Origin of the sequence: Subtercola lobariae, from assembly GCF_014640255.1 — a bacterium.
Taxonomy (GTDB): domain Bacteria; phylum Actinomycetota; class Actinomycetes; order Actinomycetales; family Microbacteriaceae; genus Subtercola; species Subtercola lobariae.
Genome location: NZ_BMGP01000001.1, coordinates 48,530 through 62,882, shown reverse-complemented (window position 1 = coordinate 62,882; position 14,353 = coordinate 48,530). Strand labels below are relative to the sequence as shown.

General features: G+C 65.3%; 16 protein-coding genes. 6 read left to right on the top strand and 10 right to left on the bottom strand.

From position 1 onward, the window contains the following. Window positions 1-3: 3 nt before the first annotated feature. Window positions 4-1,020, bottom strand: a complete 1,017-nt coding sequence (gene fgd / locus IEX24_RS00335; RefSeq protein ID WP_188671960.1) for a glucose-6-phosphate dehydrogenase (coenzyme-F420) — start codon at window positions 1,018-1,020, stop codon at window positions 4-6. Window positions 1,021-1,198: 178 nt separating this feature from the next. On the opposite strand from fgd, the gene IEX24_RS00330 reads away from it, so the two are divergent. Together IEX24_RS00330 and IEX24_RS00325 are read left to right on the top strand one after the other, a co-directional pair. Then, window positions 1,199-2,038, top strand: a complete 840-nt coding sequence (locus IEX24_RS00330; RefSeq protein WP_188671957.1) for an SGNH/GDSL hydrolase family protein — start codon at window positions 1,199-1,201, stop codon at window positions 2,036-2,038. A 5-nt stretch (window positions 2,039-2,043) separates the two neighbouring features. Next, window positions 2,044-3,204 (top strand): epoxide hydrolase family protein, encoded by a 1,161-nt coding sequence (locus tag IEX24_RS00325; protein ID WP_188671954.1) that lies wholly within the window; start codon window positions 2,044-2,046, stop codon window positions 3,202-3,204. Between the two features lie 8 nt (window positions 3,205-3,212). On the opposite strand, the gene IEX24_RS00320 is transcribed toward IEX24_RS00325, so the two are convergent. Further along, window positions 3,213-3,851, bottom strand: a complete 639-nt coding sequence (locus IEX24_RS00320) for a winged helix-turn-helix transcriptional regulator (RefSeq protein WP_229715019.1) — start codon at window positions 3,849-3,851, stop codon at window positions 3,213-3,215. A gap of 72 nt (window positions 3,852-3,923) precedes the next feature. On the opposite strand from IEX24_RS00320, the gene IEX24_RS00315 reads away from it, so the two are divergent. Continuing rightward, entirely contained in the window at window positions 3,924-4,310 is a 387-nt protein-coding gene (locus tag IEX24_RS00315; RefSeq protein ID WP_188671948.1) for a hypothetical protein, read from the top strand. Window positions 4,311-4,398: 88 nt separating this feature from the next. Then, a complete protein-coding gene (locus IEX24_RS00310) occupies window positions 4,399-5,130 on the top strand; it encodes an SDR family NAD(P)-dependent oxidoreductase (protein ID WP_188671945.1) in 732 nt (243 codons plus the stop codon). Between the two features lie 145 nt (window positions 5,131-5,275). On the opposite strand, the gene IEX24_RS00305 is transcribed toward IEX24_RS00310, so the two are convergent. The 4 genes from IEX24_RS00305 to IEX24_RS00290 all read right to left on the bottom strand — a co-directional run bounded on the left by IEX24_RS00305 (window position 5,276) and on the right by IEX24_RS00290 (window position 8,649). Further along, window positions 5,276-5,830 (bottom strand): dihydrofolate reductase family protein, encoded by a 555-nt coding sequence (locus IEX24_RS00305; protein ID WP_188671942.1) that lies wholly within the window; start codon window positions 5,828-5,830, stop codon window positions 5,276-5,278. A gap of 92 nt (window positions 5,831-5,922) precedes the next feature. After that, a complete protein-coding gene (locus tag IEX24_RS00300; RefSeq protein ID WP_188671939.1) occupies window positions 5,923-6,861 on the bottom strand; it encodes an RNA polymerase subunit sigma-70 in 939 nt (312 codons plus the stop codon). Window positions 6,862-6,896: 35 nt separating this feature from the next. Beyond that, window positions 6,897-8,051: an ATP-binding protein gene (locus IEX24_RS00295; protein ID WP_203585965.1), complete on the bottom strand. Its 1,155-nt coding sequence runs from the start codon at window positions 8,049-8,051 to the stop codon at window positions 6,897-6,899. Between the two features lie 79 nt (window positions 8,052-8,130). Continuing rightward, entirely contained in the window at window positions 8,131-8,649 is a 519-nt protein-coding gene (locus IEX24_RS00290; protein ID WP_188671936.1) for a metallophosphoesterase family protein, read from the bottom strand. A 17-nt stretch (window positions 8,650-8,666) separates the two neighbouring features. Here IEX24_RS00290 and IEX24_RS00285 point away from each other — a divergent pair, with 17 nt between their 5' ends. Then, complete coding sequence (locus IEX24_RS00285; RefSeq protein WP_188671933.1) at window positions 8,667-8,900, top strand: Rossmann-fold NAD(P)-binding domain-containing protein; 234 nt, start codon at window positions 8,667-8,669, stop codon at window positions 8,898-8,900. Here IEX24_RS00285 and IEX24_RS00280 read toward each other — a convergent pair. From IEX24_RS00280 to IEX24_RS00265, 4 genes are all read right to left on the bottom strand, one after another. Further along, window positions 8,887-11,157: a CocE/NonD family hydrolase gene (locus IEX24_RS00280; protein WP_188671930.1), complete on the bottom strand. Its 2,271-nt coding sequence runs from the start codon at window positions 11,155-11,157 to the stop codon at window positions 8,887-8,889. The two genes, IEX24_RS00285 and IEX24_RS00280, sit on opposite strands and share 14 nt — an antisense overlap. Window positions 11,158-11,259: 102 nt before the next feature. Continuing rightward, window positions 11,260-12,477 carry an acyl-CoA dehydrogenase family protein gene (locus IEX24_RS00275; protein WP_188671914.1) on the bottom strand — a complete coding sequence of 406 codons (1,218 nt, stop codon included), beginning with the start codon at window positions 12,475-12,477 and terminating at the stop codon, window positions 11,260-11,262. Continuing rightward, window positions 12,474-13,025 (bottom strand): nuclear transport factor 2 family protein, encoded by a 552-nt coding sequence (locus IEX24_RS00270; RefSeq protein ID WP_203585966.1) that lies wholly within the window; start codon window positions 13,023-13,025, stop codon window positions 12,474-12,476. The genes IEX24_RS00275 and IEX24_RS00270 overlap by 4 nt, the downstream gene beginning before the upstream one ends. Before the next feature lie 81 nt (window positions 13,026-13,106). Further along, window positions 13,107-13,538 carry a nuclear transport factor 2 family protein gene (locus IEX24_RS00265; RefSeq protein ID WP_188671911.1) on the bottom strand — a complete coding sequence of 144 codons (432 nt, stop codon included), beginning with the start codon at window positions 13,536-13,538 and terminating at the stop codon, window positions 13,107-13,109. A gap of 95 nt (window positions 13,539-13,633) precedes the next feature. Here IEX24_RS00265 and IEX24_RS00260 point away from each other — a divergent pair, with 95 nt between their 5' ends. Beyond that, the gene (locus tag IEX24_RS00260; protein WP_188671908.1) at window positions 13,634-14,251 is read left to right on the top strand and encodes a TetR/AcrR family transcriptional regulator; all 618 of its coding nucleotides are present in this window, start codon (window positions 13,634-13,636) and stop codon (window positions 14,249-14,251) included. Window positions 14,252-14,353 lie beyond the last annotated feature (102 nt).

Sequence of the window (14,353 nt, the reverse complement as noted above, 5' to 3'; positions counted from 1 at the left end):
GAGTCAGTCGAGCTCGAGGGCGCGCAAGCGAGGAATGACCTCTTCGCCGTACAGCTTGATGAACCGCGCCTGGTCGTGGCCGGGGGCATGAAACACGAGGTGCCGAAAGCCGAGGTCGATGTACTGCTGAATGCGTTCGACGTGCTCATCGGCATCCGTCGACACGATCCAGCGCGACGCCACCCGTTCGATGGGCAGCTCGTCGGCCAAGCGCTCCATCTCTGACGGGTCTTCGACGCTGACCTTCTCTTCGGGGCTCAACGCGAGCGCTCCCCAGAACCGCGTGTCTTCGAGGGCACGGTCGCCGTCGTGGTCGAACGAGACCTTCATCTCCATCAGCCGGTCGACGTCTTTCTCGGCACGCCCGCCCTTCTCGATGCCGTCTTCGAGCGCGGGCACGAGCGTGTCGGCGTAGAGACTCGGCGCTTTGCCCGAGGTGGTGATGAACCCGTCGGCAATACGCCCGGCGAGCCTGGTAGCGGCCGGCCCCGACGCCCCGATGTAGATAGGCACAGGCTTCTCGGGCCGGTCGTAAATGGTGACGTTCTCGACGGTGTAATACTCGCCGTGGTGCGTGACGCGCTCGTCGCGCCAGAGCTGCTGAATGAGCTGAACGGCCTCTTTCAGCCTGGCGAAACGCTCTTTGATGTCAGGCCACGGGATGCCCAGGGCAGACTCATTCAGCGATTCACCCGTACCGACCCCGAGTATGACGCGCTCAGGAAACATCGCCCCCAGGGTGCCGAACGCCTGAGCAATCACGGCGGGGTGGTATCGGAAGGTCGGAGTCAGCACCGACGTTCCCATCACGATGCGCTCAGTGCGGGCCCCGAGCGCGCCCATCCATGGAATAGCGGCAGGGGCGTGGCCGCCCGTGTGCCGCCACGGCTGCAGGTGGTCAGAGATGAAGATCGATTCGAAACCGGCCTGTTCGGCAAGCACCCCGAAGTCGAGCAGCTGGCTCGGGGTGAATTGTTCGGCCGAAGCCTTGTAGCCGATGGTCAGGGGTGGTCGGGTCATTCGGGTAGCTCCATCTTCTCCGTGCATCCTGCCGAACATCGTACGCTCGCCCGGTGCCATCACGAACTGCGTCGCGGTCGCATCGCGAACTGCGTCACGGTAGCATCGAGAACCCGGCGACAGGGCTCACCAGCCGCAGAGAGAGTAGCGTGGTAGGTGACGACGGAGGTGAGAATCTGTGAACGCCCGCTCTCGCACCCGCCTGGCCATTCTCGTTCCGGCAACCGTTGCCGCGGTCGCTCTGGTGATGGCTTTCAGCCTCAGCACTTCGCACTCAGCGTTGGCGAGACCCGAGGCCGGGCCCACGAGCACGCCGAGCGCAGCCGTCGCATCGGGCGCACCTGACGCAGCTGGCACATCCGGCACATCCGGCACAGCTGGCGCTTCGCAAACCACCGCACCCTTTTCCACTCCGCTGGTGAGCTCGCCAGCCGCTGACGCAGCGCCCGGCCCCACCGTCGTCGCTATCGGCGATTCGATCATGGACGGCCACGGCGTCGACCCCGCCGAGGCCTGGCCCCTCGTGGCCGCCGAGCAGAACAACTGGCAGCTCACCGACCTCGCCGTCGACGGCACCGGATTTCTGCAGCTCGGCAACGACGACAACACCTTTCAGGCTCAGGTCGATGAGGCCCAAACCCTGAGCCCCTCCGTCGTCATCATCTCGGCCAGCAGCAACGACCTCGGCCAAGACGACTCGGCACTGGCAGCGGCGACCCTCAGCACAATGCAGTCGTTGCGCGCCGCACTGCCGCAGGCCCAGATCATCGCCCTGAGCGCGTTCTGGGGCGACACGACGGCTCCCCCGCAGCTCGACTCCGTCGACTCCGCGCTCGTCATCGCGGCGAATGCTACGGGCGCAACCTACGTCGATATCGGCCAGCCCCTCGCCGGCCGGCCCGACCTCATGCAATCCGACGATGTACACCCCACTGCAGACGGTCTGCGGATGCTCGGCGAAGCCATCTCGTCAGACCTCGCCCTCGAGGCCCCCGTCGCGCAGAACCCGGGCGGTTGACGCGCGTGTCAGCACCGTCGCACGACCCGCAGCCGTTCGTCTCGCACACAGACCCGGCAGCGCTCGACGACTTACGTGCACGGCTACGTGCAACGCAGTTGCCCGATCAGCCCGAAGAGGCGGGGTGGTCGCTCGGCACCGACGTGGGCTACATTCGTGAACTGGTGAGCTACTGGGCTGAGGAGTTCGATTGGCTGGGGGCGGAGAAACGTCTCAACGAGTTGCCGCGGTTTCGTGTCGAGGTGGGGGGCACGGGCATCCACTTCGTACACGCTCGTGCCGCTGGGCGTACTGGTTCGGCGCTGCCCATTGTACTGAGCCACGGCTGGCCCGATTCGTTCTGGCGCTATTCGAAGGTCATCGAGTTACTGATAGACCCCGGTGCGCAGGGCGCCGACCCAGCCGACGCGTTCGACGTCATCGTGCCCGACATGCCGGGCTTCGGCTACTCTGATCGACTCCCGGGGGCGCCCCTCGATTCAATCGCGGTCGCTGGCCTCTGGGCTGAACTCATGACGCGACTCGGCTATGCGCGCTTCGGCGCGGCAGGCGGAGATATCGGCAGCCACGTGAGCCGTTACCTCGCGCTCGATCACCCCGACCGAGTGGTCGCCGTGCACCGAATGGATGCCGGTGTTCCACTCTTCACGGGCGACGTGGCCGAACTCACGCCCGAAGAGCGCGCCTGGATTGCCCGCGGCGCCTCATGGGGGCAAAGCGAGGGCGCTTACGCCGCTCTGCACCGCACCAAACCGCAGACCGCCGCCGTGGGGCTGACCGACTCGCCCGCGGGTTTGGCGGCCTGGATCGTCGAGAAACTGCGCGCGTGGAGCGATAGCGACGGCAGCATCGAGAACAGCTTCACGAAAGACGAGATTCTCACCAATCTCACGATCTACTGGCTGACGCAGACCATCGGTTCGTCGATGCGAATGTACAGCGCAAATGGCGCTATCGCCCCAGCGCAGCTCGCACGTCGGGTAGAAGTACCTTCGGGCTTTGCGCTTTTTCCGGGCGACATTCTGACACCACCCCAAGCGTGGCTCGAGCGCACGGCGAACGTTGTTCGGGTCTCGCGGCCAGCTCGCGGCGGCCACTTCGCGCCGTTCGAAGAGCCGCATCTGTACGCCGAAGAGTTGCGCGCCTTTTTTCGCCCGTACCGATAGCGGGATGCTCAACGCGAGCTGGGCAGAACCCTCGGTAGAGCATCCGGTGCGCCGTCGACTGTGATGCCGTAGGCGGCCGCGCCCGCCAGGGGAATCGCGCCCTGCAGAAGGCCGACGAGAGATAGGCCAGGGCCGGTGACGGTCGCCCCGGGAGTGGCATCGAGGCGGCAGGGTTCGACGGCGGTCGTTCCGTTCGCCACGACGAGGTCGAAACCGTCGCGCGGGTCGCCGAACCGAATGGTGATGGGGGCGTCGTCTGGGCGTGAGTCTTTCAGCAAGAACCGGGCCGGCAGGCTGAGCCAGTGCATCTGAAAGGTGGCGTCGGGTGGGGCATCGACGATGGTCGGCGCGCCCCACTTGACCAGTTCGCGCACCACGCCGTCGAGTTCACGGCCGCGCTCGGTGAGGGCGTAGAGCAGCCCGGTGGCAGGCGCGACTGCGGTGTCGCGCCGCACGACTCCGTTCTCCTCTAGCTCGCGCAGCCGTGAGACGAGGAGATTCGGGGCGATGCCCGGCAGCCCGGCCTGCAGGTCGGTGAATCGAATCTGCCGCCGAATGAGCAGCTCGCGCACGATGAGCAGATTCCACCGATCACCGACGATGTCGAGAGCACGCGCGGCTGAGCACAATTGCCCATACGATTTCATGAACATCCCTACTTGACAAAATCAACTTTGCACTTCATATTTTATAGTAATTCAACGAAGGAAGGAAGCAACATGTCGAAATCCCTTTCAGCCTCAGCGCCCGAGGCGCTGCAGGAGTACTACCGAATTCTCACCGGCGGCCCGGCGGAGTTCGGTACGGGCGACACGCTGCGCCCGATACTCTCGCCGCACCTCGATTTCACCGGATCGCTCGCCGGCCACCGCCCCGACTCCACCGAGGGCTTCTTGCACGGGGTGAGCGGTTTCATCGCCACGGTGCAGAGCATCGACATCGTGCGCGAAGTTCACGATGACACCGCCTCGGCCGTGCTGTATGACTCCACTCTGCCTGGCGGCGAGGTGCGGTTCGCCGAATTCTTCACGTTCGAGGGTGGCGTCATCGCCACTCTCGACCTGCATTACGACGGCCAGCACTACATTGCGAGTGGCGGCCGCTGAGTACGCCGACGACGACCCGCCCACGCAAGGAATGCGCGCCGAACGGCCGACCGGGGCAGACACCGTGGCACGGGTGCAGAATTGAACTATGACCACCACACTTGTCACCGGAGCCACTCGTGGGGTCGGGCGCGAAGTCGCCCGACGTCTCGCGGCAGCCGGCCACACCGTTTACCTCGGCGCCCGCAATCTCGAGAGCGGCACCGAGGTCGCCGCCGAGATCGGCGCCACGCCGATTCAACTCGACGCTACTGACGCCGCCTCCATCGCCGAAGCTGTCGCGCGCATTCGCTCGGAGGCCGGGGCGCTCGATGTGCTTGTGAACAACGCCGGAATCGCGGGAGCCCAGCGGCCGCCGGGCGAGGCGACCATCGACGACCTGCGCCTCGTGTTCGACACGAATGTGTTCGGCGCGGCTGCCGTGCTCGATGCGTTCACTCCGCTGCTCGAGGCGAGCGAGACCCCGGTCGTCGTGAACGTGTCGAGCGCCGTCGGGTCGCTCACACTGAACGCGAGCCCGGATACCCGCTGGAGCATGCTCGCCTACCCCATGTCGAAGGCGGCCCTCAACATGCTGACCATCCAGTACGCCCAGGCGCACCCCCGCTGGCGCGTGAATTCGGCGACGCCCGGTCTCACCGCCACCGAATTCACCGGGCCGCGCCCCGCCGACGCGCCCTCCATCGACGAACTGCGCGCCTCGGGAATGCAAATCAACACCGTCGAGCAGGGCGCCGAGATCATCGTGCAGCTGGCGCAACTCGGCCCCGATGGCCAGACCGGCACCTTCGTCGGTAACGAGGGCCCGCTGCCCTGGTAACCGGGGGCTGAAAGGTTGCCTGGATCGCCCGGCACCCTTTTGTCGACGTGCCTGATCGCCCGGCATCCTTTCGTCGACGTGCCCCGGTTCGCCTCCGGTTACGTCGGTTCCGGTCGGCGGTGGCCCCGGCCGCAGGATGCCCGGCTCACCCCTCGGGCGTGTAAATCGTGAGAACTGTCGGCCCCATGCGCTCGGCGCTGACCAGCTCGAGCCGCTGACCACGCGGGAACAGCCGGCGCCCCGCGCCCGCGGCCGTCGAAAACACGCGCAACCGGTACTCGCCGACAGCCCCGGCCTCCACAAAGAGGTCGACCAGCGAACTGCTGCCGATCACCACCACGTCGCGATGCGCCGCCTCTCGCCGCGCCCACTCGAGCACGTCGCCGTCGACGACGCGGGAATTCTGCCACTGGGCGGCATCCACTTCTGACCGAGTGGCCACCGCCTTGTCGGCCGCGTTGAGCGCCTTCGCGAAGGAATCGTCGCGCCCCGGCCAGAGCGTCGAGAAGTGCTGCCAGGTCGTGCGGCCGAACAGAAAGACGCCGGTCTGCAAGATCGAGCCGTAGCCGAACTTGTCGCCTGCGACCGCTTCGCGGCCGTGCCTGAACGCCCAGCCGCCGAACGGGGTGCCGTCAGACCCGTCGGGGTCTTCGATCACGCCGTCGAGAGTGATGAATTGCGCAACGATGATGCGTGCCATGGTGTGGGCTCCTTGCCTGGGGGCCGGCGAGCGCAGAATCGCTGCCGGCGAATGGATGCTTCACCAAGGTTTACGAGCGACAACACCGAAACTCATCGGTCGACGACGAACTCGTTCTCGAAGAGAGCGAACAGACGAGGGTCTTGGTAGACCAGCACGTGCCCGATTCTCTGGCCGGCGGCATCCGCTTCGAATACTTGAACGGTGTGCGGCTCGAGGCCGGCGGCGGTGACGAGGTAGAGCAGAAAGCCTGGCTGCCCGTTCGCAGAAATCGGCCGGGTTGCCCAGCTCGACCCGCGCCAGACGAACAGCTGGGCCATGAAGGCCGCATAGGTTTCGCGGCCGATCGACCACTGCGGCACGGGTGGCATCTCGAAGAGAACGTCATCGGCGACCAAGCCTGCGAGGGCCGTGACGTCTGCCCGTTCGATGGCGCGTGCGTAGCGCTCGACCGCGTCGCTGCTCAACGGCGCCGGGCGAGCAGTTCGGTCGCCGATCGCCACCCGCGCCCGCTGCAGCGCCGAATTGGCTGCGGCCACACTGATTTCGAGAACGGCCGCCGTCTCGGCTGCCGAATATCCGAACACATCACGAAGAATGAAAACCCCACGTTGCCGCGGCGGCAGGGCCTGAAGCACCGCAGTGACGGCGAGTCGTACGCTGTCTGCCCTGATGACAGCGCGCTCAGGCCCAGATTCGTCGAACCACTTCGTGGGGGCGGGCATCAGCCACGGCACGTCGAACGCCGGCACGAGTGGCGCGCCCACGTCGATGCCGGGCTCGCTCAGGTCACGAGGCAGCGGCCGCCGGGGCGCATCCCGCAACCGGTCGAAGCAGACGTTGCGCGCAATACGAAAGACCCACGTCGTGAGCGCCGCGACGGCCGGATCGAACGACCCACGCGCGCGCCACGCTCGCTCGAGCGTGTCTTGCACGGCGTCTTCGGCATCGAACGGCGAACCGAGCAATTGGTAGCAGAACGCGAGCAGCCCCCCACGCAGTTCGGCGAGCCCCTCAGCGGTCACGGTCACCCTCGGATCATACCCACCGCAGACTCGCAGACGCCTTACTCTTGCCGTTCTCGAACGAACGAAGCGAATCCGGGAATCGTGAATTCGAGCATCCCTCGCGCTGAAGCTTGAATGAACCCTTTGTCGATCAATCGCGCACGGGGAACGGAGAAACTCGCTATCGTCACCCCGAGGCGCTGTGCGAGTTCGGCCCGACCGACTGGCGCGTCACCGAACTCTGCCATTGCCGTCATCAGATCGCGCTCAAGCGGCGTCGCGTTCGACCATCGAGCGCGGAAGAGTGCGTCGAGGTCACCGCGCATCGCCTGCTGCCCCTCGCGTACGTCGTCAACCGTGATCTCGCCGCCGGAGTCGGGCCTGCCCGCCGCGGACCATGAAGCGTCTGCGATGAGCTGCAGCGTATACGGGTAGCCGCCCGCCACTTCGACGGCCGAGACAAGGGCGTCTGTCTGCCAAGAAACCCCGAGGAGCTGGGCGGGAACGCCGATGGCGATCTCCTCGGCGTCTGCGCTGAGCCGCTCGAGCGGTCGAAACGCGATTCGCTCGGCGAAGGTGACGACCGCGGATATTTTCTCTGGGGCGTCGGGCAGACCAGCAGCGAACACAGCCGCGGGCACATCTGTACCTTCGGCTTGCAAATGTTGCCATGCATAAGCCAACGTTCGAAGGCCTGCCGCGTCGGCGGCCTGAATCTCATCGATGAAAAGAACCAAGCCAGCGGAGTCGCCCTGACCCGCTGTCGTACGGATCACTTGTTCGAATTCGCGAACCCCGACAGGCTGTGCGACCCCGGGTTTTCTGTCGAATGTTGCGTCGAGTTTAGCGAAACCCGGAACACCCACGCTGAGCGCGAGCGAGTCGAGCAAGCCCACCAATCGCGCGCGATTCTTGGCGCCCCAGCCCGCTGTCGCGGTGCGGATTGCCGCGACTATCTGCCCGATGAGGCCCAGCTCTTCGCCCGCGGTCACCCAGATTGTCAGCACATCGCGCTCTGTGGCACGGCGTTGGTACTGTCTCAGCAGTGAAGTCTTGCCAAACCCGCGAGGTGCAAGATCCACGTGAATGCGGCCGACGAGTCGTTTGAGGTCGACCAGGTACGAGAGTCGCTCTTCAAACTCGGCGAGTTGAAGCACCCGGCCGGGCACACTACTGGCCACCTCGCCGGGTGTGTATGGGCTGGGTTGCACCACGATCCTTTGTTATAGATTGTTATACTTCTGGGGTTCTATAACAAACTATAACAAGCGCTTTTGCTCTGTGTCGGCAATGTCACGTGCGCCGCAGTCCGTACGGCTGCTTGATGGGGTGGAGGGTCAGGTCGGTGAGGGCGCCATCGGCGATGACCGCGGTGAGGTAGGTGCCGTGGGGCTGACGGCGGCGGTCTGTCGGCGAGCCGGGGTTGAGCATCCGTGTGCCCGCGGGGGTCAGGGTGTTCCAAGGAATGTGGCTATGCCCGAAGACGAGCACATCGATGCCCGGGAAGGCCTCGTCCGCGCGACGTTCGCGACCGGATGCGGCGCCGGTCTCATGCACCACCGCGAACCGCAGACCGTCGAGCGTCAACCGCGCGACCTCGGGCAGGCGCACGCGCAGTTCGGCGCCGTCGTTGTTGCCCACCACGCCGACGAGCCTCGCCGCCCGCGACTCGAGTGCGTCGAGGGTGGCGGCATCCACCCAGTCACCGGCGTGAATCACCACGTCGGCTTCGTCGACCGCCCGCCACACCTCGTCGGGCAACGCCCGCGCGCGCTTGGGCACGTGGGTGTCGGCCATCAACAGCAGTTTCATGGCCCCATCATGCCGCAGTGCGGGTCATAGGCCCCGTCATAGGCGCCCTCATAGGCAAACGCAGCACTGCGGCCGAATCTGGCGCCACGCTCGCATCGCTCGTCACAGGCACCGAGTTCGCAGACACCACGGGCGCCTACATCGACCGCGGCACCATCATGAAATCGTCACCCCTCTCGTACGACCACGGCAACGCCGAAGACCTGTGGCTGGCGAGCGAACGCCTGACCGCTCTGGTCAGCGCGGGATGATCGGCAGCTGTATGTAGCCGGGGTGCACTCCGCCCGTGAAGACCGTGTTCGTCGCGCCGTCGTGGTAGCTCGGGTCGTAGGCGTGATGCATGCCGTGGGCCACCCCGTCGTAAGGCTGAATGTCGACGCGCAGACGGTGCCCCGCGCGAACCAGCCCCGTGTTGGGAATCAACTCGATCTCGACAGGCACCAGCTCGCCAGGGGTCAGCGGCGCGTAGTCGGCCACCCGGTGGGTGTGCTTGGGGCTGTACTCGGTGCTGCGCTCGGGGTCGAGCGTGCGGTGCGACGCCTTCAGCCAGCCTTTCATCAAGGGCGTCGGCCGATCGCCGAACCCCATGGTGGCGAAGCTGGTGTAGTCGACCTCGCGGCCATCTTCGCTTACAGCCCGCACTGACACGTAGATGTCGAGGTCGGTGCTGCTCGACGACACCCAGAAGCCGGCCTTACCGTAGCCCGCGAGCACCAGATCTTCGGTGAGCGGCTCGCTGATGAACGAGATGCCGTTCACGCTCGGGTGCGACTGGGGTGAAGCAGGGTCGAGACGGATGGCCGCTCCCACGCCCGGCGGCAAAAGTGCTACCTCGGCAGAGTAGCTCGCGTCGCGCTCGGTGGCAGGCTCGGTTGCCGCCAATGTCAAGAAGTCTGAGCGCGCGCTCGTGCCTGCCCAGTCGGCGGCCGCGGCATCCAGATACCACCGGGTGTACTGCGTGCGGGCGACAGGCCACTCGTGTTCACTCAGCACGAACGATGCGCCGTTGCCGGTGCGCACTTCGAGGCGAATCGGCGGCTCGCTCATGATGCCGTTGTCGATGCCCTTCAGCCAGTGGTCGAAGAACGCCTTGTGGCTCGCAACCGTTTCGGCCGCGTAGGCCTTCTGAAACCAGTCTTCCCAGAAGTCAAACTTCTTGTTCGGGGTGGGCGTGGCAAGGTAGGCCCCGCTGCCGCCGAGCTGGTGAAAGTGAGCGACGTGGGTTGTCGCCGCGACCGCCCAGAGCGGAACCGTCACGTCGCTGAGGTCTGGGCTCATGAAGATGTTCGCCCGCGGGCCGAAGGCGGTTTCGGGGTCTGAGTCGCGAAAAGGCAGCTTCTTCAGCGTGGTCGTGAAATCGGCGACGTCGGGTTCACCGACGACGGCCGGCATGATTCCTGACATCTTCCAGATCGACCAGAACTGCTCGTTGAAGATTCCGCCGCCGTAGGCCACTTCTTCGTACAGATCAACGTCGGTGCCGATGGCGATCATCGCCGTGAGGTGTTTCGGTTTGAGGCTCGCCGCCTGGTGTTGACTCATGGCGAGGTACGACATGCCCCAAGTGCCCACGTTTCCGTTCGACCAGTCTTGCTCGCCTGCCCAGTCGATGGAGTCGCGCAACGCCTCCGCGCCCGCGATTCCCCAGGGTGCGACCTGGCCCGGGTTGTTGCCCGAGCCCGGCATGTCGACGCGAACGACCGCGTACCCGTCGGGCACCCAGGCCGCGGTGTTGACCGTTTCGTGGTTCTCGAACTGCAGGCCGCCCGAGTTGCCCAGAAAATAGTCTTCTTCCATCAGCTCGTGCTTTTCGAGGTCTGCGTCGCTGCCGAAGGCGATGGAGTGGTGGTTGAAGGCCTTGCCGTACGGGCCGCAGCTGATGATGACCGGGTAGGTTCCCTCGGCGGCCGGCCGAAAGACGTCGGCGAGAACGTACGAACCGTTGGCCAGCTCGATCTTCACATCGCGAAAACGCAGAATGCCTTGCACGTTTCGCCGCACCTCGTTTCGGGCGTTGGCCGGAGTGCACAGCTCACGCGGCTCGTCGCCGGCGAAGACTCCGGCCGCGTTGAGGTCGTTGAGCAGCTCGAGCACGACAGGGTCGACGCTGAACTGCTGCACCTTGTCGAGCAGCGTGGTGGCCTCGAAGTTCACGTCGTGACGAAAGTCGAGCATCCGGTCGCCGATGATGTCGTGCACCTCGGGCGCGATGTGCGTGCCGTGGTCGCGAATCGGGTCGCGGCCGAGAGTGAAGACGAAACGAGCGACGTTCGTCACGCCGGCGTCTTTGAGCTTGGCGATGTCGCCGTCGACCCGCGCCACGATCTGCGCCAGGTTCACGTTCGGCCTGCCGGTGACGTTGCCGATGGCGGTGTTGCCCACTAGAAACGCGACACGTTCGCCCTCTTCGTAGAAGAACTCACCCCGCTCGCCGGTCAGCCCGCTGTGGGTGGGGGTCTCGTATTTGAGGCCGGAGATCGGCCCCGCTAGTGCGCCCGTGAGCGTCATGAGTGTCTCCTCGTCTTCGTCGACTAGTGGTGATGACTGGTGGTGAAAGTGGTGCCTGCGTTTCGCCTTGCGCTCGCGCCCCCCTTGCGCCCGCGGCTGCGATTACGCTTTGCGCTCGAGCACGCTCATCGACGACGGCCCGGCTACGACGCCGGCCAGCGAGCGCCCGAGGTTCTCGAGCCACGTGTCGACGTTGTTCGCCGCGTGCATGCTGCCGGCTCTGGCGTTTCGCGCGATCAACTGCAACGGCATCCGCTTGCTGATCGCCGAGGCACCGGATGCCCGAAATAACGTTTCGACGGCCGTGGCGCACTCGTTCCAGATGTAGGCGGCATCGGTGTGAAACTGCAGAATCTCGTCTTCGGTGGGGTCGATTCCCGCTGCGTCGAGTCGATCGAACTCGGCCACAGCGGCATCTGCCAGCCGGCCCGCAGCGCGAATCTGCATCGCGGCGCGGCCGATGATGTGGTGCGCAACGGGCGAGTCGAGCTGCTTGGTGTACGGCGAATAGGGCACACTGCGGCGGCCGATGGAACCGAGAAAGACTTCGAGCGCCTGGTCGGCCATGCCGAGTGCGACTCCGGTGCTCGAGACGATGGAGCGCGCGAGGCCGCCCCGGCGCGGGCCACGGCCCTCGGCCATCAGGGCCGCCGTGCGCTTGGCCAGTTCGGCGGGAAATCCGAATCGCTCATCGGGCACGAAGAGCTCACCGTCGGTCGCCATGGTTTGGCTGCCGGTGGCGGCGAGCCCCGAGGCATCCCAGTCGTTTCGGCTGATCAGCTGGTCTTTCGGCACGAGAACCATGCCCACTTTGGAGTCGTCGGTGTCGTCGTAGAACACGGCGAGGTAGCCGTGCGAGGCGTGCACACTGCCGGTGGCGAACGGCCACACGCCCTGCACTATCCAGCCACCCTCGACCTTGCGCGCGGTACCCGACATGTGGCGGCTGGTGCCGCCCACGGCGAAGGTGCGGTTGCCGACCCATGGCGACTCGTAGACCGGTGCCACCACTTCTTCGTCGAAAGCGTTGCTCCACATATTGCCGCCGGCCGTGGCCCAGACCACCCACCCGGTCGCGCCGCATCCGGCACCCAGAGCGCGGTAGATGGCCAGCAACTCACGGGTCTCGAAATCGGCGCCGCCGAAGCGTTTCGGCGCACACAACGCGAAGACGCCGGCAGCGTCGAGCCGCTCGATGGTCTCTTGCGGAATGCGGCGTTCTTGCTCGGCGAGCGCCTGCTGGTCGCGCAGCCAGGGCTGCAGTTCGACGATGCGGGCGATGAGGTCTGCGGCGCGGGTTGGTGCGAGGTCGGTGATCACGGCCATTCCTTTCGTGCAACGGGGGCGCCGCCGAACCCTGCGACGGGTTCGAGGCTCGGATCGGCGCCATCGCGCCCTGCGGCTGAGGCATCAGGATGATCGTCGAAGAAGCCCTCGGCCGGGTACCGGTACATCCACCCGGTGGCGAGCTTGCGCCGGGCGATCAGCCAGACGCCATCGCGCTCTTCGAAGCGGTCGAGGTAGCGCGCCCAGAGTTTCACGTGCTCGTTCTTCCACTGGTGCACCTCTGAGCCTTGGTGGTCGGCGTTGAGGTAGGTCTCCACGTGGGCGACGTGCGGGCCGTCGAATTCGATGAACGTGTTGGCGAGAAGATGCATGGTGCGCACGAAGCGCGGCATTTCACCGCTCAAGAAGTCGAGAAAGCCGTCGACCGAGCCGACGTGCAAGCTCGAGGGAAATTGGATGTACGCGTCGGGGTGAAAGGCGCTGCGCACCAGCTTCATGTCGACTCGGTCGAGCCCACGGGTATAGCGCAGCAGAGCATCCTGAATCTCTGCTCGTGCGCTCAGTTCTTCGATCTTCAGCATCGGTACTCCTTCGTAGTGATGGGCGGCCGACAGGCCGTAGTGATAGGTGGCTGTCGGGCCTGGTGTCAGTTGGACCTGATGTCAGTTGGACGCCACCGCGTTTTCGGCGGCGGCTTTCGCAGCGTTTCGGGCGGCCGCTTCGATGAACGGGGCGGGGTCGAAGTAGAACGGGCGAATCTCGCTGATCTGCTCGCCCCGAAACCACACCACTTCGGCGACCTCGACGGGCGTGTCGCCGCCGCCTTCGAGCGTGAACTCGACGAGCTCGACGGCGTGATCGTCACCGACCGTCGTCGCCACATAGGTCAGCGTCTTCACCGATACCGACTTCGCCACAATCGGAATCAACTCGACGAACGCATTCTTTCCCCGGTAGACCCCGGCGAACGGCATGTAGTCGGGAATGGTGATAGAGAAGTCGTCGGTCAGCAGCTTCTGCGCTTCGTCGAAGTCACCCGCCTTGTTCAGGGAATAGTGCTTCTTCACCAGTTCGAGCTGTTCTTGGGGGGTCATGTCGGTCTCCTCGTTGATGACGTCGGGATCAGCATACGAGCAAATCGTCATCTTCTCAACACGTGTTGAGACAAAAGTTGCCTACACTTTGGCTTATGGTCGATTTTGCTCAGACAGAGCCGCAACCGCTGAAGAAGCGGCGGCTCGGTGCCGGCCCCACCCGCAAGGTGATTCTCGACGCCGCCCGCACCCGCTTCGCGAAAGACGGCTTCTCTCGTTCGACCATTCGCGGTATCGCCGGCGACGCAGGTGTCGACGCCTCGCTGGTCATGCAGTACTTCGGTTCGAAAGACGAGCTGTTCACCGCCGTCATGGATTCGTCGGGCCCGAGCACCATGTCGCGCATAGCCGAGGCGTTCGACGGCCCGGCGGAGGGTCTCGGCGAACGCGTCACCCGCGCCTTTCTCGAGGTGTGGGATGGTGACCCGCACATCTCAGAACCCCTGCTCGCCTTACTGCGAGCCGCCATCGGCACCCAGCAGGCCACCGTTCAGCTGCGCGAACTCATTCAGAAGAGAGTCATCGACGACCTCGGCGCGCGCCTGCGCGACGACCCCGACATGACCACCAGAATCGAGCTCGCCTGCTCCATGCTCGTCGGCGTGGTCGTCGGTCTTCGCCTGGTGGAGATCGACGCCCTCGTCAGGCAAGAGCGAGAGGCGCTGGTGGCGTACGTCGCGCCGTCGATTCAGGCCGTTCTGGTGCGGCACTGAGTCTCTGGTTAGGCACTGAGCCCGGGGCCCGTCTCTTACCTCTGGCCTCGCAACGCTTTCGATTTGACGCAAAAGCACGCTAAACCGCGCTGTGGGGTGCTT